At 58.8% G+C, this 19,983-nt stretch carries 21 protein-coding genes and 1 pseudogene; 16 read left to right on the top strand and 6 right to left on the bottom strand.

What is annotated here, in order from left to right; translation table 11 throughout:
- Positions 1-9: 9 nt before the first annotated feature.
- Entirely contained in the window at positions 10-1,098 is a 1,089-nt protein-coding gene (locus D5067_RS20100) for a cellulase family glycosylhydrolase (protein ID WP_119935712.1), read from the top strand.
- A 45-nt stretch (positions 1,099-1,143) separates the two neighbouring features.
- Positions 1,144-2,538 carry an MFS transporter gene (locus tag D5067_RS20095; protein ID WP_119935711.1) on the top strand — a complete coding sequence of 465 codons (1,395 nt, stop codon included), beginning with the start codon at positions 1,144-1,146 and terminating at the stop codon, positions 2,536-2,538.
- A gap of 41 nt (positions 2,539-2,579) precedes the next feature.
- Here D5067_RS20095 and D5067_RS20090 read toward each other — a convergent pair whose 3' ends face one another.
- Together D5067_RS20090 and D5067_RS20085 are read right to left on the bottom strand one after the other, a co-directional pair.
- Complete coding sequence (locus D5067_RS20090; RefSeq protein WP_235843256.1) at positions 2,580-3,827, bottom strand: hypothetical protein; 1,248 nt, start codon at positions 3,825-3,827, stop codon at positions 2,580-2,582.
- Between the two features lie 125 nt (positions 3,828-3,952).
- Positions 3,953-4,348, bottom strand: a complete 396-nt coding sequence (locus D5067_RS20085; RefSeq protein ID WP_119935881.1) for a VOC family protein — start codon at positions 4,346-4,348, stop codon at positions 3,953-3,955.
- Positions 4,349-4,430: 82 nt separating this feature from the next.
- Here D5067_RS20085 and D5067_RS20080 point away from each other — a divergent pair, with 82 nt between their 5' ends.
- The 3 genes from D5067_RS20080 to D5067_RS20070 all read left to right on the top strand — a co-directional run bounded on the left by D5067_RS20080 (position 4,431) and on the right by D5067_RS20070 (position 7,128).
- Entirely contained in the window at positions 4,431-5,201 is a 771-nt protein-coding gene (locus D5067_RS20080) for a DeoR/GlpR family DNA-binding transcription regulator (protein WP_119935710.1), read from the top strand.
- A 63-nt stretch (positions 5,202-5,264) separates the two neighbouring features.
- Positions 5,265-5,870 carry an ATP-dependent Clp protease proteolytic subunit gene (locus D5067_RS20075; protein WP_119935709.1) on the top strand — a complete coding sequence of 202 codons (606 nt, stop codon included), beginning with the start codon at positions 5,265-5,267 and terminating at the stop codon, positions 5,868-5,870.
- Positions 5,871-6,006: 136 nt separating this feature from the next.
- Positions 6,007-7,128, top strand: coding sequence for a ribosomal protein uL16 3-hydroxylase (locus D5067_RS20070; RefSeq protein ID WP_119935708.1), 1,122 nt, complete (start codon positions 6,007-6,009; stop codon positions 7,126-7,128).
- Between the two features lie 38 nt (positions 7,129-7,166).
- Here D5067_RS20070 and D5067_RS20065 read toward each other — a convergent pair whose 3' ends face one another.
- On the bottom strand, positions 7,167-7,352 hold the full coding sequence (locus D5067_RS20065) for a DUF2767 domain-containing protein (protein ID WP_119935707.1): 186 nt from the start codon (positions 7,350-7,352) through the stop codon (positions 7,167-7,169).
- A gap of 219 nt (positions 7,353-7,571) precedes the next feature.
- Between D5067_RS20065 and D5067_RS20060 the strand changes: the two genes are divergently transcribed.
- The 3 genes from D5067_RS20060 to foxA all read left to right on the top strand — a co-directional run bounded on the left by D5067_RS20060 (position 7,572) and on the right by foxA (position 11,127).
- Positions 7,572-7,805: a DUF2171 domain-containing protein gene (locus D5067_RS20060; RefSeq protein WP_119935706.1), complete on the top strand. Its 234-nt coding sequence runs from the start codon at positions 7,572-7,574 to the stop codon at positions 7,803-7,805.
- Positions 7,806-7,943: 138 nt separating this feature from the next.
- Positions 7,944-8,897, top strand: a complete 954-nt coding sequence (locus D5067_RS20055) for a helix-turn-helix domain-containing protein (RefSeq protein WP_119935705.1) — start codon at positions 7,944-7,946, stop codon at positions 8,895-8,897.
- Positions 8,898-9,018: 121 nt separating this feature from the next.
- Positions 9,019-11,127 carry a ferrioxamine B receptor FoxA gene (gene foxA, locus D5067_RS20050; RefSeq protein ID WP_119935704.1) on the top strand — a complete coding sequence of 703 codons (2,109 nt, stop codon included), beginning with the start codon at positions 9,019-9,021 and terminating at the stop codon, positions 11,125-11,127.
- Between the two features lie 60 nt (positions 11,128-11,187).
- Here the strand turns inward: foxA and D5067_RS20045 are convergent, their stop codons facing one another.
- Complete coding sequence (locus tag D5067_RS20045) at positions 11,188-12,603, bottom strand: aminotransferase-like domain-containing protein (protein WP_119935703.1); 1,416 nt, start codon at positions 12,601-12,603, stop codon at positions 11,188-11,190.
- A 176-nt stretch (positions 12,604-12,779) separates the two neighbouring features.
- Here D5067_RS20045 and D5067_RS20040 point away from each other — a divergent pair, with 176 nt between their 5' ends.
- Complete coding sequence (locus tag D5067_RS20040; RefSeq protein ID WP_119935702.1) at positions 12,780-12,941, top strand: DUF1127 domain-containing protein; 162 nt, start codon at positions 12,780-12,782, stop codon at positions 12,939-12,941.
- 85 nt (positions 12,942-13,026) lie between these two features.
- Here the strand turns inward: D5067_RS20040 and D5067_RS20035 are convergent, their stop codons facing one another.
- Positions 13,027-14,082, bottom strand: a complete 1,056-nt coding sequence (locus D5067_RS20035) for an aminotransferase-like domain-containing protein (protein WP_119935701.1) — start codon at positions 14,080-14,082, stop codon at positions 13,027-13,029.
- A 102-nt stretch (positions 14,083-14,184) separates the two neighbouring features.
- Between D5067_RS20035 and D5067_RS20030 the strand changes: the two genes are divergently transcribed.
- On the top strand, positions 14,185-14,664 hold the full coding sequence (locus D5067_RS20030) for a carboxymuconolactone decarboxylase family protein (protein WP_063428717.1): 480 nt from the start codon (positions 14,185-14,187) through the stop codon (positions 14,662-14,664).
- Here the strand turns inward: D5067_RS20030 and D5067_RS20025 are convergent.
- Positions 14,651-15,553: a LysR family transcriptional regulator gene (locus D5067_RS20025; protein WP_119935700.1), complete on the bottom strand. Its 903-nt coding sequence runs from the start codon at positions 15,551-15,553 to the stop codon at positions 14,651-14,653. The two genes, D5067_RS20030 and D5067_RS20025, sit on opposite strands and share 14 nt — an antisense overlap.
- A 100-nt stretch (positions 15,554-15,653) precedes the next feature.
- On the opposite strand from D5067_RS20025, the gene D5067_RS20020 reads away from it, so the two are divergent.
- The 6 genes and pseudogenes from D5067_RS20020 to D5067_RS20000 all read left to right on the top strand — a co-directional run bounded on the left by D5067_RS20020 (position 15,654) and on the right by D5067_RS20000 (position 19,982).
- Positions 15,654-17,069, top strand: a complete 1,416-nt coding sequence (locus tag D5067_RS20020) for an aldehyde dehydrogenase family protein (protein WP_119935699.1) — start codon at positions 15,654-15,656, stop codon at positions 17,067-17,069.
- A 152-nt stretch (positions 17,070-17,221) separates the two neighbouring features.
- Positions 17,222-17,545, top strand: a complete 324-nt coding sequence (locus D5067_RS20015) for an antibiotic biosynthesis monooxygenase family protein (protein WP_119935698.1) — start codon at positions 17,222-17,224, stop codon at positions 17,543-17,545.
- A gap of 4 nt (positions 17,546-17,549) precedes the next feature.
- A pseudogene (locus D5067_RS24170) lies at positions 17,550-17,639 on the top strand (amino acid-binding protein); the annotation flags it as partial.
- A complete protein-coding gene (locus D5067_RS20010) occupies positions 17,614-18,309 on the top strand; it encodes an ArsR/SmtB family transcription factor (RefSeq protein WP_119935697.1) in 696 nt (231 codons plus the stop codon). The pseudogene D5067_RS24170 and the gene D5067_RS20010, both read left to right, overlap by 26 nt.
- 138 nt (positions 18,310-18,447) lie before the next feature.
- Positions 18,448-18,918, top strand: coding sequence for a MarR family winged helix-turn-helix transcriptional regulator (locus tag D5067_RS20005; RefSeq protein ID WP_119935696.1), 471 nt, complete (start codon positions 18,448-18,450; stop codon positions 18,916-18,918).
- A complete protein-coding gene (locus D5067_RS20000; RefSeq protein WP_119935695.1) occupies positions 18,915-19,982 on the top strand; it encodes an HlyD family secretion protein in 1,068 nt (355 codons plus the stop codon). The genes D5067_RS20005 and D5067_RS20000 overlap by 4 nt, the downstream gene beginning before the upstream one ends.
- Position 19,983: the final 1 nt, after the last annotated feature.

Raw genomic sequence — 19,983 nt, 5'->3', positions numbered from 1 at the left:
GGACGCGGAATGAAAGAGCAGTGGAGCAGGGCGCAGGCGCAGGCGTGGTATGAGCAAAAAGGCTGGCTGTGCGGGTTTAACTATCTGCCGTCGACGGCGGTGAACTGGACCGATATCTGGCAGGAAGAGACCTTCGATGCCGCAACCATCGAGCGCGAGCTGGCCTGGGCGGCGGACGCGGGCTACAACACCCTGCGCATCAACCTGCCGTTTATCGTCTGGGAGCATGACCGCGACGGGCTGATGGCGCGCATCGATCGGTTTCTGACTATCGCCGACGGTCGCGGATTCAGCACCATGCTGACCCTGATGGACGACTGCGGCTTCTCCGGCGACGAGCCGTACCTCGGCCCGCAAAAGCCGCCCGTGCCCGGCAAGCACAACAGCCAGGCGGCGGCGAGCCCGGGGCGCGACAAGGTGTGCGACCGCGACTGCTGGGCAGACATTGAACGCTATATCCGCGACGTTGTCCGCCAGTTCCGCGAGGACAGGCGCGTCCTGCTGTGGGATCTCTACAACGAGCCTGGCAACCGCGGCATTTTCGCGACCGGCACGGAAGAGGTGCTGTACGACGAGAAGCTGGAGACCTGCGCCCACGAGCTGATGAAGCTGGCGTTCCGCTGGGCGCGTGAAGAGGACCCGACCCAGCCGCTCACCGTCTGCGCGTGGCGCCTGCCCGCTGAAGAGGAGGGCGAGACGTTTTATCAGCACCCGCTGGACCAGACCGCGCTGGCGCTGTCGGACGTGGTGAGCTATCACGCCTACACCAATACCGGGCGGATGACGGCGATTATCCAGCAGCTGCAGGCGCTCGGACGCCCGATCTTCTGCACCGAATGGCTGGCGCGCCACGTGGGCGGCACCATCGAAGAGCAGCTGCCGCTGATGTACATGGCGAAGGTCGCGCCGTATCAGTGGGGGCTGGTGCGCGGTAAAACCCAGACCTGGCTGCCGTGGCCGGTGGTGATGAAGGAGTCCACGGACTACTGCCGCCTCTGGTTCCACGACGTGTTCGAGGAGAACGGCATCCCGTTCTCGCGCGCTGAAATCGCGCTGCTGCAGAAGCTTCGTAAGATCGCTCCGAACGTCCAGGGCTAATAATAACGACCCGGCGGTGAGCCGTCGGGCAACCAGGTACGCACTATGGCAATGACAATGAAAATACCGTCTCGCGAGTTGTGGTCTTATTTTGGCTATGGTTTAGGTCAGTGTTTTAGCTTTGGTTTAGTGGGTTCGTTTATTAACTATTTTTACACCGACGTGCTGGGGATCTCGGCGCTGGCAGCGAGCACCATCTTCCTGATTGCCCGCGCGTGGGACGCGGTTCACGACCCGCTGTTTGCCAGCATTATGGACACCATTAACAGCCGGTTCGGCAAGTTTCGCCACTTTTTACTGATTGCCCCGCTGCTGATCACCGGCGTTACCCTGCTGGCGTTTTATAAAATCGAAGCGGACATGACCACCAAAATCCTCTACGCCGGGGTGACGTACATCCTGTGGGGAACGCTGTACGCCATTTCCGATATCCCGTTCTGGTCGATGTCGTCGGTGATGACCAACGACTCCGGCCAGCGCACCCGCGCGGTGACGGCGGCGATGCTCGGTGTGAACGCCGGGATTGCCTGCGCCAACATCTTCTTCCCGAAGCTGGCGGCGTTTTTTGCCCAGCACAGCAATGACAAAGGCTACTTTATGGCGGCGCTGGTGATGATGCTGGTGGGCCTGCCGCTGATGCTCAACGGCTTTATGCAGATCAAAGAGCGCGTGCCGCCGAGCCCTGAGAAGGTGACGATGCGCGACACCTTCCACAACCTGCGCCAGAACAAGCCGCTGTTTATCGTCCTGCTGTCGTTCTTCTTCTGCGTGTTTCACAACGTCGCCAACGGAATTTATATCTACTTCTTTATCTACAACATGGGTGACGGCAGCCTGCAGATGGCGATTGGCGTGATGGGGATCGTAGCGGCGGTGCTGTGCCTGGTCGCCCCGATGCTGACGCGCCGGATGCAGAAGCGGAAGCTGTTTATGATCCTCTGCGGGCTGGACGTGGCGGTGCGCGTGGTGATGTGGTTTGTCGGGTATCAGCAGGTGACGATGCTGTTCATTCTGCTCGGCCTGAGCACGCTGTTCGTGATGATGACCAACATCCTTACCTCGTCGATGATTGCCGACACCATCGAGTACGCGGAGTACCACACCCACAAGCGCTGCGCGGCGATCACCTTCTCCGGGCAGACCTTTACCGGCAAGATGTCGGTGGCGGTAGGCGGCGGGCTAATCGGCGTGTTCCTGACGACGATCGGCTACGTGCCGCAGGCGCAGAGCCAGAGCGAAGGCGTGCTGGCGGGGCTGTTTTTCGGGATTTGCCTGCTGCCGGCGATTGGGTCGCTGATCCGCATGGGCTTTATGTCGCGCTTTACCTTTACCGAGGAGAAGCATGCGGAGATTTGTCGGCTGCTGGCGGAGCGCAGGTTGAGTAGGGAAGGGGCGCGGGATAGCGAAGAGCGTAGCGTTCGTCCTGTGCCGGTAAATTAGCGCTGCCAGACACCTGCCGGGCAGGTGTCTGGCCTCTGACATTACGATGCGTGCGGCGGTTTAATCTCCTTCAGGAGATCCAGAATGCCGTTACTGCCTGTCGATTTCACTTTTTGATAAAATACAGGGTCGGAAATCGGTGAATCCCATTGGTGGATCTGCTCTTTTTTGAATGGAATACATTTCATGGCTGCGCGCTTCAGCGCTTTACTGCGGAGATCGTATGCTTCGAAATCATCCGCCGTTGTTTTCAGGCTTGCCGCTCTCGCGGCGTTAATCTGGCCAGGGCATATGAGCTGTATATTACCCAGAGCAAAGATATTTACCCCAGTGATAAAAAATCGTGACGGGATTTCTTTATAGTAACGGGTGTTCCACGTTGCTCCGTCAAACATGGCGTGGGGATGCGTCTGCGTCTCGATGTAATACTGGTGAGTCCGCCAGTCACTGATACCAGAAAGATTGAGGGTCATGTTGATAAGCAAGTTCGGCGTGGGTCTAAAGAAAATCGTCATCAGGAACACCAGGGCCGGAATGACGATCACTATTGTCGTTATCATCTGGATGATGTTTTTCTGTTCACTCACGAGGATCATCCCCGGGAAAATGCCGACCACGGCCAGGACCACCGACAGCCCGGTAAAAATGGCTAACTGTGCGAGCATGCTCGTTTCACTGTTAAAATCAAGCTGGCTGGTCACGAACAGAAGCGGGAGGACCTGAACACACGCAGGAATGAGCAATAAAGCAGGTAAGCCGAACTTAATCGGCCATGTTTTGAGGTACTTCTTTTCCAGCGTATTATCAATTTCAACATACGCACGGGTGAAAATCTGCCATCTCGACATACTCCAGGTCGTCAACAGAAGCAAACCGATCGCCGTTACTGTAACGGCAAGTCCATTCCAGTTGCGAAAATAATAAAGGCTCATGCTGGAGATAAACACGATGCAAATCATGATGCTGTTTACCAGACTCACATTTGCGAGACGTGAGGGTAAGCCTTCATAATGCTTAAGCGATTGTTCATTCGATAAGTAGATTAAATACAGTAAGAAAGACGAAATAAATATAACGATACTGAAGCCGAACAGGGAAAGCAGAGTGAAACCAAATATGATGCCGATGGCGCTCGTCACGCTCAGCGCATCATAAAGAATATCCAGCCGGTCAATGTTAGCGAGATAGAACCATATAACGCTAAAGGTACACCCTGTCACGAAGGTGGACGAGGTTATAATGGCAATGAAAAATTTACGGTTAATGATTTTTAAAAAATCGGCCTTCATCCTGACGCCCCCTTTTGTAAAGGGGCATCATAAGACGTGATAAGCCTTAATTTCCAGCCCCCAAAATGTGTGATAAATATTGAGGGCGGTTCCCTTCCTGCGCCGCACAGAACGGTGACGAACGCTTAACCGGTAGACTCACCCACAAGCTCGATCCGGTTTCCGTCCGGATCGGCAATCACGGCTTCATAAAACCCGTCTCCCGTCATGCGCGGGGCGCTGAGCAACGTACCGCCCGAGCGTGCCTGCTCCGCCATGCTGTCTACCTTTGCTTTACTGCCAACATCAATGGCGATATGCGCCCAGCCGATAAACTCTGGGTAAGCGGGAGCGTCGGGCAGGTCGGGGACGGTCATCAGCTCAATGGTCGGCCCGTTGTCCAGCGTAATGAAATGCGAGGCAAATCCCTGGCGGTTTTTACTGAGGTAGCGCTCGTTGCTCCGCCCGCCAAAAATCGTTTCCCAGAACCTGACCTGGGCGTCCAGGCTGCGCGTCCAAAGCGCGACGTGTGCAATATTCATCATAACCCTCGTTGTTTGTCCTGCTTGGTTGTGCAACATTATGCGTACTGATACGCGATTAGGTTTATTTAAAGGATTCTTCATGCTCGATTATGCTGCTTTTCCGGATCAACGACAAGCTCGGATCCGTCAGATCCTGACCGAAAGTGGAAGAGTGGTTTGCGCAGAGCTGGCGATCCAGATGGGGGTTTCAGAGCACACCATACGCCGTGATTTACATGAGCTGAGCAAAGAGGGCATCTGTAAAAAGGTCTACGGCGGGGCGGTGCTTCAGCTGCCGGAAGCGGGAAGCTTTGTCAGCCGCGAGCGGACGAACAGTGCAACAAAAGACACAATCGCGCAGAAAGCGGCAACGCTCGTTAGCGCTGGCGGCTGCATTTTTATCGATACCGGCACGACGAATCTGGCGCTGGCGAAAGCGTTGCCTGCGGATTTAAGCATCACGGTGGTGACCAATTCGCCGGTCATTGCGGCGGCGCTGTTGCACCATCCGCTGTGCGAGGTGATTATGATCGGCGGACAGATCCAGCGGGCATCCGGCGGGGCGACTGGCGCGACGGCGGTGAGCCAGATCCAGGGGATTATCTTCGATCAGGCGTTTATCGGCGGCTGCGCGATGGATCCTGAGACGGGGCTGACCGGCTTTGATTATGCCGACTGCGAGTTCAAAAAAGCGGTCATTGCCCAGAGTAGCGAGACCATTGTCGCACTGACCCCGGAGAAGCTCCCCGGCGTGGCGCGCTACGTGGTGGCAAAGAGCCGCGACGTTGACGTGCTGGTGGTGGATGAGACTATGGAGAGGGACCTTATCGATACCTTTGCCGCACTGGATGTTCGCATTGTGCGCGCGTGAGGACTTTGACAGGTAAAACAGGCTACACTCTGGTTTTGAGCGCTAAATGCTGAGGAAACAACAATGCACTACACACTGAAAAGCAGTGATGACAAAGAGAAAGCTGAAGGGACAACCGGCGCGGGCGCTCTGCAGCAAAAACTGCTGGAGTCCCGTTCGATTGTGATCTCCGGTGAGATCAACCAGGAGCTGGCGCAGAAGGTTATCACCCAGATGATCCTGCTGCAGAGCGTGAGCAACGATCCGATCAAGCTCTACATCAACAGCCAGGGCGGCCACGTGGAAGCGGGTGACACCATCCACGACTTCATCAAGTTTATTCGCCCGGAAGTGCACGTGATCGGCACCGGCTGGGTGGCCAGCGCCGGGATCACCATTTTCCTGGCGGCGAAAAAAGAGCACCGCTACTCCCTGCCGAATACCCGCTTTATGATCCACCAGCCGCTGGGCGGCGTGCGCGGTCAGGCGACGGATATCGAAATCGAAGCGCGTGAGATCATCCGCATGCTGGATCGCGTGAACAAGCTGATTGCTGACGCTACCGGCCAGCCGCTGGAAAAAGTGAAAAAAGACACCGATCGCAACTTCTGGATGTCTCCGGCAGAAGCGCTGGACTACGGCATCGTGGGCAAGCTGATTACCCACTATGACGAGCTGAAGCTGGACTGAGTTTTACGCGCCGTGTTTGTGTCGGGGGGCGGTTTCGCCTTACCCGACCTACACGCGCTCTATTGACCCATGACAAGTTCCCTCCGTACCGTCTCTTCTATAATCGCGCCTGTCTCTCCTCTCACTGGTGCTACCCATGGCGTATCAACTGAACCTGAACTGGCCGGAATTTCTCGAAAAATACTGGCAAAAAAAACCCGTTGTGCTGAAAAATGCCTTCCCGAATTTTGTCGATCCGATTACCCCGGACGAGCTGGCGGGTCTGGCAATGGAGCCGGAAGTCGACAGCCGTCTGGTGAGCCAGACCAACGGAAAATGGCAGGCCAGCAATGGTCCGTTTGAGCACTTCGACAATCTGGGAGAAACCGGCTGGTCGCTGCTGGCGCAGGCGGTAAACCACTGGCATATGCCGGCGGCTGAGCTGGTGCGTCCGTTCCGCGTCCTGCCGGACTGGCGTCTGGACGATCTGATGATCTCCTTCTCCGTCCCCGGCGGCGGCGTGGGCCCGCATATCGACCAGTACGACGTGTTTATCATTCAGGGGATGGGAAGCCGCCGCTGGCGCGTGGGTGACAAGCTGCCGATGCGCCAGTTCTGCCCGCATCCGGCCCTGCTGCACGTTGATCCGTTTGAACCTATCATCGACGAAGATCTGGCCCCGGGCGATATCCTCTATATTCCGCCAGGATTCCCGCACGACGGCTTTACCCATGAAACCGCGCTGAACTACTCCGTGGGCTTCCGCGGGCCGAACGGTCGCGACCTGATCAGCAGCTTCGCCGACTACGCCCTGGAAAACGATCTGGGCGGCGAGCACTACAGCGATCCGGACCTGACCTGCCGTGAACATCCTGGCCGCGTCGAGCAGTACGAGCTCGATCGCATCCGTCAGATGATGATCGACATGATCGCCAAGCCAGAGGATTTCACGAAATGGTTTGGAAGCTTCGTCTCTACGCCGCGCCATGAGCTGGATATCGCCACCGCCGAGCCGCCGTACGCGCCTGAAGAGGTGCTGGACGCGCTGCAGGGGGGCGAAACGCTTTCCCGTCTCAGCGGGCTGCGCGTGCTGAACATCAACGGCAGCTTCTTCATCAACAGCGAACAGCTGGAAACCGTGGATGCTAACGCGGCGGATGCGCTGTGCCGCTACACCCAACTGGGCCAGGCTGAGCTGGGCGAGGCGCTGAATAACCCGGCTTATATTGAAGAGCTAACCGGATTGATAAACCAGGGCTACTGGTTCTTCGACGAGTAACAGTCGGCGGCGTTTAGCCAGACTAAACGCCGCCGCGTTCAGACCAGCATATTGCAGGCCTTCCAGTAGTTCAGAAGCCGCTCATCGTCGCGCTCTTTCTCCGCTTTGATTTTCATCGCCTGGGCGAGATTTTCTCGCGATACCTCGTGGCCTTTTTGCACGATGTCTAAAACCGCTTCACCAAGAGCCAGTGAAATTTCTGTCCGATTATTGTGAATCGTCATAAATACCTCCTCGTTGGTTGCGATAATTTAATTATGAAAGAGAAATAACCAGCCGGTAATAATTCATCTAATTCTTATTTTTCAACTCCCGCGCTAGATAGACATAATATCCGTATCTGTCAATGATGTTTCAAAATGCTAATAAGCGCTTTAAGCCTAAATTTATGCGCTACAGTTAATGTCGTGCAACAGGCCAATAACCGAAACAGGAGAATGATTATGGTAGATAAGAGCGAAATTAAGGATCACACTCAGGTTGTCGCCAGCTGCGGAACGCACGTAGGGGTTGTGGACCATCTGGACGGCGAGCGTATCAAGCTTGCGAAAAGCGATCCAGAATCGGGCGGGAAGCACCACTTTATTCCTCTCGGCTGGGTCGATAAGGTCGAGGATAATAAAGTTGTCCTGACCAAAAACCATAAAGAGGTTTTTGCTGAGTGGCAGGAAGCATAAATATATTTCTGGTACAGAAATATATACCTTCGCTCCGGCTTCGTCCGGAGCGTAATATCGTCTGTGCCCGGTGATTGCTGCCATTGCAAATGAATGATACTGTTTTGCCTGTCCTTTCCCCGACGCAGGCACCGAATTATGCTCCAGAGCGAAAATACATCAGCGAAACGCATATTTTTTGTTGAGGATTTTCAGATATTCGGCGAGCGCTACGGCATCGACTACCGTTTCCCACAGTTAAAAGACGCCCAGGCCAGCGGAAGCCCCGTGCTGCAGGGCAACGTGGAAGAGATGACGCTTTCGTCCGGCATTTCGCTGACCCACTCCGACGTACGTGTTTTACAGCCCTATGAAACCACCTCTCGCCACAGCAGCCCGCTCTATATGCTGGTGGTGCTGGAAGGGTGCGTGACGCTCACGCTCAATGGCATCGACTATCCTGTCCGCCCCGGCATGGCGTTCAGCTCACGTCTGAGTGAAGATCAGGTGATGAGCGCGCGTCACGATGCCGACAGCACCCTGAAAACGCTCTCGTTTGGCGTGTACCCGCACAATGCCGGACGTGAAGCCCTGCTTGAGTCGCTGCTTCTGGAATGGCAAAGCCTGAATGCCCCCACGTTTGTCTGGCACGTTCCCGAGTGTGTTATGTCAGGTATTCAGCATGCGCAGCAGCACGGCGGAAGCGCGCTCTCGCGCAGGCTGCTGCTGGAGGGGCTGATGTATCAGCTGCTCGGCCACGGCCTGAACCAGCGCCAGCAGCCTTGCCCGCGCCGGCCTGAGCATGCGCGTCTGGAGCGCGTGCGGAGCCTGCTCGAACAGTCTCCTGAGCAGGATCATACACTCGCGCAGCTGGCGGCCCTTGCGGCCATGAGCCCGAGCAGCCTGCGCAGCAAGTTCCGTCAGCGCTACGGCTGCACGCTTTTCGACTACCTGCGCGACTGCCGCCTTGCGCTGGCGCGCCGCTATCTGCTGGAAGGCCACAGCGTGCAGCAGGCGGCGTGGATGTGTGGCTATCAGCATGCCACCAACTTCGCCACCGCGTTTCGCCGTCATTACGGGATTTCGCCGGGCGACGTGCGCAACCCCCGCTAACGTAATTTCTCCTTTCGCGCGAACGCATCCCGTGCGGTTTAGCATCGCGCATACATAACCTGGCGGCGCGCATAGCCGTTTGCACTCTCAAAAAGGTAATAATTCTTATTAACAATAAGAAATATCTCTGGAGAGAGTTATGTTTGCTAAATCGCGTCTGGCACTGCTGGTGGGATGGGTTACCGGTAGCGTCGCTTTTCCTTTACTGGCGCAGGATGCCCAAAAAACTGACACCGTGGTGGTAACCTCGCAGATGCAGTCTGCCGCCACCAAGCTTGAAACGCCGGATATTGAAACGCCGCAGTCCGTCTCTATCGTCACCCGCGAGCAGTTCGAAGAGCAGGGGGCAACCAGCGTGCGTCAGGCCGTGAGCTACACGCCGGGGGTGTACAGTAACCAGATTGGCGCATCAAACCGCTTTGACTACATGGTGCTGCGCGGCTTCTCGGACGGCAGCCTGGACAACGTCTATCTCGACGGCCTGAAGATGATGGGCGACACCAACTCCCACAGCTCGCTGGTGGTTGACCCGTGGTTCCTGGACAGCATCGAAGTCGTGCGCGGCCCGGCCTCCGTGCTCTACGGCCGCTCGTCGCCGGGCGGGATCGTGGCGCTCACCTCCCGCAGGCCGTCGTTCGATCCCGGTGGGGAGATCAAGCTCTTCGCCGGGAACAATAACCAGCGCGGGGCGATGTTCGACGTCACCGGCCCGGTTGATGATAACGACCGCGTGGCGGTGCGCCTCAGCGGGATGACCCGCTACGCCGACTCCCAGTTCGACCCGCTGAAGGAAGAACGCTACGCGCTGATGCCGAGCCTGACCTGGCGCATCACCGACAATACCCGTCTGGATCTGATGGCCTACCTGCACCGCGATCCGGAAGGCGGCAGCCACTCCGGCCTGCCGTATGACGGCACCGTCGTACCGCACAGCGGTAAGAAAATCTCTAACACCTTCTTCGAGGGCGAGGACGATTACGACAAGTACGATCGTCGGGAAAACATGGTCGGCTATAACGTCGAGCACATGTTTGACAGCGGCTGGTCCGTGCGCCAGAAGCTGCGCTACCTGCACACCAAAGTGGAGCTGAACCAGGTGTATGCCGCAGGCTGGCTGAACGACACCGAGCTGAACCGCGGCTATTCCGGCTCCGACGAGAAGATGAACGCCATTACCCTGGATAACCAGGTCGACGGCAGCTTTGACACCGGGCCGGTGAATCACCGCGTGCTGATCGGCATGGATTACCAGGATCGTACCAACAACGTGACCGGCTACTACGGCGGCTTCCCGCCGATTGACGCCTTCCACCCGGTGTACGGCGCGAAGCCGGACTACATCACCCAGTACAGCAGGGAAAAACACAAGCTGCGCCAGACCGGCTACTACCTGCAGGATCAGATGTCCATCGACCGCTGGCGCCTGACGCTCGGTGGCCGTTACGACCAGGTGAGCGTGTCGAACGTCGACAACTTCAACCACACCCGCAGCGATCTGGATAAGAACAACTTCAGCAGCCGCGCGGCGCTGCTGTACCTGTTTGATAACGGCGTCGCGCCGTACGTCAGCTACTCCACCGCCTTTACGCCGACCAGCTTTGCCGACGAGAAGGGCAATATTCTGGATCCGATGAAGGGCAAGCAGTGGGAAGCGGGCGTGAAGTATGAGCCGGAAGGAATGAACAGCCAGTTCAGCGCCTCGGTGTTCCGCATCAACCAGAAGAACATCGCCACCAAGGAGGAGCCGACCGATCCGTACCGCTCCATCGGTGAAATCGAGTCTGAGGGCGTTGAGCTGGAGGCGATTGGCCAGCTGACCGACAGCCTGCGCATGCAGGCGGCGTATACCTACACGGACATTCGCTACAAGAAGAGCAGCCCGGAGGAAGAAGGCAAGCGCGCCGTCTATGCCCCGCGTAATATGGCCAGCGCCTGGCTGAGCTACGACGTCAAAACCGGCCCGCTGGACGGCCTGACCGTCGGCTCCGGCGTGCGCTATGTCAATGGGATCGCCAGCGATCGCCAGAACACCCATACGCTGCCGTCGTATACGCTGGTGGATATGGTGGTAGGGTATGACCTGTCGAAGGTGGGGCTCACGGGCGTAAGCGCGCAGCTGAACGTGAATAACCTGACGGACAAGAGCTACGTGGCGGCGTGTAACTCGCTCTCTTACTGCTACTTCGGTGCAGAACGCAGCATCGTGGGCAGCGTTTCGTGGAAGTTCTGAGTCGTTGACGATTTCCACCCTCTCCCTGTGGGAGAGGGTTGGGGTGAGGGCAAAAACGCACTACTCTTCCATCGCAATCACAATCGCCTCGCCCATCTTCCTCAGCGCTTCCCGGTTCTTCTCCGTCGGCGGCAGCGCCACGTTGATGCGCAGGCAGTTGCGGTACTTCCCGGAGGCGGAAAACAGCGACCCGGCCGCCGCCTGGATCTTCAGCCGGCACAGCTGCTTGCTGACGCACACCATATCCACCTTCTCCGGCAGCTCTATCCACAGCAGGAAGCTGCCCTGCGGACGCGTGACGCAAATTTCCGCCGGAAAATACTGCCTCACCCAGCAGGTATAGGTTTCCATATTCTGCTGATAAATCTGGCGCATGCGCCGCACGTGGCGATGGTAGTGGCCGTCGCGCACAAACGCCGCCACCGCCATCTGCGTGCCCGGCACGTTAAACCCGCCCGCGGCATACTTCATGTGCATCACCCGGTCGTAAAAGCGCCCCGGCACAATCCAGCCGACGCGCAGGCCCGGCGCCACGGTTTTGGTAAACGAGCTGCAGAGGATCACGCGCCCGTCAATGTCCATCGAGTGAATGGTGCGCGGACGCGGATATTCCGCCGCCAGTTCGCCGTAAATATCATCCTCCACAATGACGATATCGTGCCGCTGGGCCAGCGCCAGCACCTGCTTCTTGCGCGCCTCCGGCATGATAAACCCGAGCGGGTTATTGCAGTTCGGCACCAGGATCACCGCCTTAATCGGCCACTGCTCCAGCGCCAGCTCCAGGGCTTCGATGCTGATCCCGGTTTCAGGATCGGTGGGAATTTCAATGGCCTTAATGTCGAACCCGCGCAGCATCTGCATGGTGCCGTGAAACGACGGCGACTCTACCGCCACGATATCCCCCGGTTTGCACACCGAGAGCAGAGCAATCGACAGCGCGCCGTGGCAGCCGTTGGTGATCACAATCTCGTTCGCTGCTACGGTCGAGCCGCCGTCCAGCATCAGGCGGGCGATCTGCTCGCGTAGCTCCAGGCGCCCGTCGAGCACGTCATAGCTCAGCATCTCGGCCGGGTTATGCTGCGCAATGCGGCTCATCTCGCGCCACAGGGGCTTCAGGCTTGGCTGGTTGACGTCCGGCGAGCCGCCGCCAAAGGAGATCATCTCTTTGTCGGCGCGGGCGTCCAGCAGCATCATCACTTCGTCCCACTGGGTGACGTCAACCGGGCGCTGCACCGGACGCGTCATGGCCGGTACGGGCGGCTGGGCTTTACGCTGAGAGACAAAATAGCCGGAGCGCGGCTGAGGCGTAATCAGCTGGAGGTTTTCGAGGATCTGATAGGCCTGCTGTATGGTGCTGATGCTCACGCCGTGCTCCTGGCTCAGCGCGCGCACCGACGGTAAGCGTTCACCCTTGCGATACAGCCCTTGTTCAATGCGTTCCGCCAGAAGATTGGCCAGATGTTGGTAGCGCGTCATGCTGTATCCTTTGTTTTTACCATACAGATAATCAAACCAGTACAGATTGCCGCGAAAAACGGCATGCAGATACCGTTTTAGCGGATCTGTATGTTAAACAAAAGTTGTTTTTGCATCTGTATTGTAAGGCCTGAATTCCACGATGATAGCTCCATCGGCACAGCGAGGAGAGCATCATGGAATTCTTTGAAAATCGTTCAAAACGTCCGTTTGTTGCGTTTGTCTGGATTGGGAAGACGATCTGCAGCTGGTATCGCATCAACCGTACCCGTCGCATTCTGAGCCAGATGAGCGACGAGCAGCTCAAGGACGTCGGGCTGTCGCGGTATGACGTGTGAGGCATTTATCGCCCGGTGGCGCTTCGCTTACCGGGCCTACGGGATCGAGTAGGCCGGGTAAGGCGCAGCCGCCACCCGGCGGTGTTCAGCTCAACAGCGCAAGCGTCTGCCGCTTCGGTCTTTCCAGCAAATCCACCGCCTCCTGATACGTCCGCACGTTGTTATAGCCCATCACCAGCCCGTAGCGTTTGCTCGTGCCGCGATACCACTCGGATAGCGCGTTCACCTGAAGCTGCTCCGCCTGCCAGCAGCGGGCAATCTCCCGGTCGCCGCTTCCCTTCGTGAGAAACGCCACAACATGCATCCCGCCGTCGTTTTGCTCGGTAAAGAACAGGTCGCCGTATACCTCGCGCAGGGCGGCTATCATCCAGTCGCGGCGGGTCTGGTAAAGCGCGCGCATTTTCTTGAGATGGCGGAAAAAATGGCCTTCGTTGAGGAAGGCGGTGAGGATCTTCTGCGTCAGCACCGGCTGGCCGCTGGCGACGATGTCCGCGCAGTCGGTAAACGCCTCAACGGTGCTGGCGGGCATCACGATATACCCCATGCGCAGCGAGGGCATGATGGTTTTGCTGAAGGTGCCCATAAAAATCACCCGGTCGTGCTGGTCGAGGATAAGCCGCAGGCTGCCGCTGTAGCCGCTGGTGATCAGCACCTGTTCCGGCGTACAGGACAAACCGCGTGAAATATTCAGATAGCGGGCAATGGCCTCACGCAGCGGGTACCAGCCCAGCACCGGCGGGTTGAGCATCTCCTCCTGGCGCATGGAGCGCGTCGCCTGGCCTGCGAGGAGCAGCCATTTTTTATAGGGAAAGCTGTCGAGCGAGGGAATGCCGGGGCGCAGAAACCCCGCCCGTTCGCGCTGGCTGATGAGCGATGCCGGAAGCGTGCCGGTGGGCTGTTCCGCAGGGGGATTTTTATCCGGCAACAGTAAATCCGGGTTGACCCGCGTGCCGCGCGCGCCCTGGCTCACCAGATACCCTTCGCCCGTCAGGATGGCGTAGGCCGTTTCGACGGTTTTACGCGCCACCTTCAGCTCCTCGGCCAGCACGCGAATGGCGGGCACCTTGTCGCCGGGCTTCAGCACGCCGCGCGTAATATTGTCGCGATAGCGCGAGTAAATCTCGTGATAGCCCAGCCTCATGTCCTACCTTCTTTTGTGATTTTTGTGTCTTTTTACTATGTCATGAACGGCGTAGATTTACCTCATCGCATGACATATGCCGCACAAAAAAGAGGAAAGACAATGAGCACCCGCGTCAACCACCATAAGGCTACACCTGCCCTTGCCAACGCCCTGTCCGCCCTGAGCATGGAGGTGGCAAAAACCTCCATCGACCCGGCGCTGAAGCACCTGATCGACATTCGCGTTTCACAGCTTAACGGCTGTACCTTCTGCCTGGACATGCACTCGAAAGAGGCCAAAATCGCCGGAGAGCGCGAGCTGCGCCTGTACCATCTGGCGGCCTGGCGCGAATCCCCGCTGTTCAGCGCCCGCGAGAAAGCCGCGCTGGCCTTCACCGAAGCGCTGACGCAGATTGGGGTTCACGGGGTGAGCGACGCGCTGTACCGCAGCGTGGCGGAGCACTTCTCGGACGTCGAGATTTCAGAGCTGAACTTCGCCATCGTGGCGATCAACGCCTGGAACCGCCTGGGTATCACCTCCCGCATGGAGCCGGGATCGCTGGACGTGGCTTACGGGCTGAATAAGGCTAACCTGGAATAATTCCGCGCTCGCGGATCATCGCCACCAGCGCCCGTAGCCCTGGCGGAACGTGGCGATGGCCGGGGTAATACAGGCGCAGCCCGGCAAAGGGCTGCGCCCAGTCGTTTAATACGCTCACCAGTTCCCCGCTTTTCAGCTCGTCCTGAATATAGAGTTCCGGTAAAAAACCGACCCCGAGTCCTGCCTTCACGGCCCGAATTGACGCGAAAAGATCGGACGTCGCAAAGCGCGGCGGCACGGCAAGCGCGTACGTCTCACCCCGACGCGCCAGCTCCCAGCGGGAGATCCCACCGTGCGCCATGCGCATGCCGATACCCTGATGTGAAAGCAGATCCTCCGGCATCTGCGGAATGCCGTGACGTGCAAAATACTCCGGCGTAGCGGTGACCAGCTGGCGGATCTCGCCGGTCAGCGGCACGGCGATCGTGTCCTGGGGCACGGACTCTTCGAGGCGGATCCCCGCGTCAAAGCCTTCCGCGACGATGTCGATCATTCGCGCTTCGCTGACGGTCTCCACGCGCATCTTCGGGTAGCGGATCATAAAGTCGATCAGCAGCTGGTCGAGAAACAGGGTGCCGATATGGTTCGGCACGTTCAGGCGCAGCGTGCCGGTAAGATCCCCGGCGTCGCTGTGGATCTCCTCGCCGGCGAGGCGGATCTCCTGCAGGGCCGGACCGACGCGCGCCACGTAGCGCTGCCCGGCGTCGGTGAGCGCCACGCTGCGGGTGGTGCGGTTAAAGAGGCGGGCATCAAGGCGGCGCTCCAGCCCGGCGATGGCGTTGCTTACCGCCGTGGCGGACATGCCCAGCTCCTGCGCCGCGCCGCGAAAGCTGCCGCGTCGCACCACCGCCATCACCACTTCCAGCTCTGTCAGACCTGAACGATGCATAGATTATCCTGAAAATCGAAATAACCCTTGCAGCATAGCGTGGATTATCGCAACGGAGAAGCCGTGCCAGACTGTGCTCACACAGCCTGAGGAGGTTTATATGCACACCATCGAACAGATCTTTATTAACGGCGAATTTGTTACCCCGCACGGCACCGAGTGGTTTGATTTGTACAACCCGGCGACGGCGCGGGTCATCGGCCAGGTTCGTCTGGCGGATGAGGTTGACGCAGAGCGCGCCGTTGCGGCGGCAAAAGCGGCGTTTCCGGCGTGGTCGAGAACCACGAAGCAGGAGCGCATCGCGGCCCTGAGGCGCATGCACGCCGCCGTGGCCGCCCGCCACGACGATCTGCTGGAGGCAGTCATTGAAGAGTACGGCGCGCCCGCCTCGCGCTCGGCGTGGATGGCCCGCTATCCGGCGGAGGTGATTGCTCAGGCCATTGAGGCGCTGGAGGCGTTTGAGTTCGTCACCCCCGCAGGCGCAGCCACGGTACAGATGACGCCGCTCGGCGTAGCGGGGCTAATTACGCCGTGGAACAGCGACGCCGGGTTTATCTGCGGCAAGCTGGCGGCCGCGCTGGCTGCCGGCTGTACGGCGGTGATAAAGCCGAGTGAAATGAGCGCCCTGCAAACGCAGATTGTCACCGAAGCGCTGCGCGATGCCGCGCTGCCGGCGGGCGTGTTTAACATCGTCACCGGGCGCGGCGAGACGGTGGGGGAAACCATTAGCCGCCATCCGGACGTGGCAAAAATCTCGTTTACCGGCTCCACGAATACCGGCAGGGCGATCCTGCGCAACGCGGCGGAGAGCTTTAAGCGCGTGACGCTGGAGCTGGGTGGTAAATCGCCAACGATCCTGCTGGATGACGTGGATGTCGCGCAGGCGATCCCACTGGTGATTCAGGCCGGATTTATGAACAGCGGGCAGGCGTGCGTGGCAGGAACGCGCATTCTGGTGCCGCAGGCGCGTCAGGCGGAGATTGAAACCGCGCTGGCGCAGGCCGTTGCGGCGGTAAAATCTGGCGACCCGCGCGACAGCGTGACGGACATAGGCCCGATGGTTAGCGAGAAGCAGTGGCTGCGGGTGCAGGGGTATATCCGCAAAGGTATCGAAGAAGGGGCGCGCCTGCTGGCGGGCGGCGAAGGACGACCAGACGGGACGCGGGACGGCTGGTTTGTGCGCCCGACGCTGTTTGCCGACGTGAACAACCGGATGGCGATTGCCCGTGAAGAGATCTTCGGCCCGGTTCTGTGCGTAATACCCTATCGCGACGAGGCGGAGGCAATTGCCATTGCCAACGATACCGAGTACGGCCTGAGCGCGATGGTGCTGGGCGAGGATGCGGACCGCGCGCGCCGCGTGGCGCAGCAGATTGTTGCCGGCCGCGTGCTGGTAAACACGCTTGCCCATGAACCAAAAGCGCCGTTCGGCGGATTCAAGCACTCCGGCGTGGGGCGCGAGATGGGGGAGTGGGGGATCCGGGCGTTTATGGAGCCGCGGTCGGTTCTGGGCTAAAACCTGCCCGGTGGCGCTGCGCTTACCGGGCCTACAGGAGCCCGTAGGCCGGATAAGCGCGGCGCCATCCGGCATAACACTTCGTTCCTTACCGAAGCATTGTGCTTTTCCATCCTGCATTCTCTCCTCATCCCCACAACGGAGAGACACCCATGATTGCAGTCATTTTCGAAGCGAAAGCCGCGCCCGCGCATCAGGCGCGCTACCTGCAGCTCGCCGCCGAACTCAAGCCTCTGCTGGCGGACATTGACGGCTTTATTGATATCGAACGGTTCCAGAGCCTGACGACCGACGGCAAAATTCTGTCGCTTTCCTGGTGGCGGGACGAAGAGGCCGTCCGCCGCTGGAAGCAAAACGTTTTTCATCAGGCGGCGCAGGCCGAAGGGCGGGAGTCGATTTTTTCTTTCTACCGTATTCGGGTGGCGCAGCTAGTGCGGGAGCACAGTTCCGAAACCGGCGGGCACGAGGATGTATGACGTTCACCTCATTCTGCCGACGGATAATGATAAGCTGGCCGCAGAGATCACCAGACCCTGGGCGACCAATGTTAAAGACGAGCTTAAATCCTGACAGCGGCGCGGCGTTGGAACAGGCCATGGCGGCGGTGGCGGCGGCAATGGCCGATCCGTCGCGCGTGAAAATGCTCTGCGCGCTGATGGACGGGCGCGCGTGGACCGCCACCGAACTCAGCGCTGCCGCAGACGTCGCGCCGTCGACCGCCAGCGGGCATCTCGCCCGGCTGGTGGAGGGAAAGCTGATTATCTGCCTGTCTCAGGGGCGCCACCGCTACTACCGTCTGGCGGGGCACGACGTTGCGGAGCTGGTGGAGCAGATGATGGGGCTTTCCTGGAGCCGCATTACGCCGCCGGAAACCAGCGCGCCGAGGGCCATGCGCGAAGCGCGAACCTGCTACGACCATCTTGCCGGAACGGTTGCGGTGCAGATCTATGATTTTATGCAGGCGGAAGGGTGGCTTGAGGCTGACGGTTCAGCGCTCACGCCGTATGGCCGGGAGCAGTTTCTGAAACTCGGCGTTCAGTTAAATTCCAGTACCCGTCGCAAGGCCTGCTGCGCCTGCCTGGACTGGAGCGAGCGGCGCTTTCATCTTGGCGGCGAGGCGGGTGCGGCGCTGCTCACTTTTCTGGAAAGTAAAGGCTGGATCCAGCGCGTGGCGGGGTACAGGGAGGTGGTGGTGACGGCTTTGGGGAAAAGTGCCGTCAGGAGGCATTTTAGCCGCTAAACTCCGCTGCGGGCTGATGCCCTCTCCCACAAGGAAAGGGAGAACATCGTTTTCGCAATTCCTGCTCTTTCGCCTCTCGTTTCTTGATACTTACCCTGATAACTATTATCTTGAGTGCGTAATACGAGAGGACTCCCCATGAGTGAAGAAGATCTGTTCTGCCGCAGGCCGATGGGCATGCGGATGGCGATGGTCGTGCGTCAGTGGCGCGCGGTGATCGACGACGCCATTCTCGATACCGGGTTAACCCAGTCGAGCTGGACGGTGATGATGCAGCTTCACCAGCTTGGGGATAACGTCTCGGTGAGCGAACTGGCGGAGGTGCAGGGTATCGAACTGCCGCCGCTGATGCGCACCCTGACGCAGCTGGAAAAGCAGGGCTACCTGCTGCGCAGCGTATCGCCTTATGACAAGCGCATCCGGCTGTTAACGCTGACGCCTGAGGGTAAAACCGTTCTTGAAACGCTCACCCAGGTTATTGAGAACTTTCAGGCTCGCGTATCGCAAAACATCGCGCCGGAACATATCGACATTTTCAGCGCCACGCTGAATCAAATCGCCTGCAATTTGCGGACAATCCGCGAAGAAGATAACAAGACCGAAAAATAATGACTCCTGAACAAAAGTTTGCCCGCTGGGTAAGGGTAAGTATTGCCTCTTTCCTGCTGATGTTTGTCTACTTTATCGTCGCGGATATCTGGATCCCGCTGACCCCGGACTCCACCGTGATGCGCGTGGTGACGCCGGTGTCCGCGCGCGTTTCCGGATACGTTGCGGCCGTCCACGTGCACAACAACAGCCAGGTGAAGAAAGGCGATCTGCTGTTCGAACTCGACGACACGCCGTTTCGCAATAAGGTCGAAGCCGCGCAAATCGCGCTTGAGCAGGCTCGTCTCTCCAACGATCAGCTGGACGCGCAGATCGCCTCCGCGCAGGCCAGCCTGAAAACCGCCGTGCTGACGGCGCGTAACGACAAAGTCACCTTCGACCGCTACCAGAAGCTGAGCACGCTGCAGAACGTCTCCCAGTCAGATCTGGATAAAGTCCGCACCACCTGGCAAAGCAGCGAGCAGTCCGTTAGCTCACTTCAGGCCAACATCCATAACCTGCGCATTCAGCGCGGCGAGCGTGACGAGCACCGCAACGTAACGCTGCAAAAATATCGTAACGCGCTGGATGAGGCGGAGCTGAACCTCGGCTGGACGAAGGTCTACGCAGAAGCCGACGGCACGGTGAGTAACCTGCAGCTGAGCCCGGGATTTTACGCCACTTCCGGCTCGGCCTCGCTGGCGCTGGTGAACAACCAGACCGATATCGTGGCCGATTTCCGCGAGAAGAGCCTGCGCCATACCCATCAGGGTACCGACGCTGCCGTGGTGTTTGACGCCTTCCCGGGCCGGGTGTTCCGCGCCCACGTGACCAGCAGCGACGCGGGGATCCTCGCCGGGCAGGAAGCGGTTAACGGTCAACTCTCCGAGCCGGAAACCTCCAACCGCTGGGTGCGCGACGCCCAGCGCATGCGCATTCACGTCGCGCTGGACGAGGCGCTGCCGAAGCATCTGCCGACCGGCGCGCGCGCCACCGTGCAGCTCTACAACAGCGAAGGGCCGTTTGCGCGCTTCTTCTCAGGGATGCAGATCCACCTGGTGAGCCTGCTTCACTATGTTTATTAGT

Origin of the sequence: Enterobacter huaxiensis (assembly GCF_003594935.2) — a bacterium.
Taxonomy (GTDB): domain Bacteria; phylum Pseudomonadota; class Gammaproteobacteria; order Enterobacterales; family Enterobacteriaceae; genus Enterobacter; species Enterobacter huaxiensis.
Note: the sequence above shows the minus strand (reverse complement) of the source record. Positions and strands in the feature narration are given on the sequence as shown.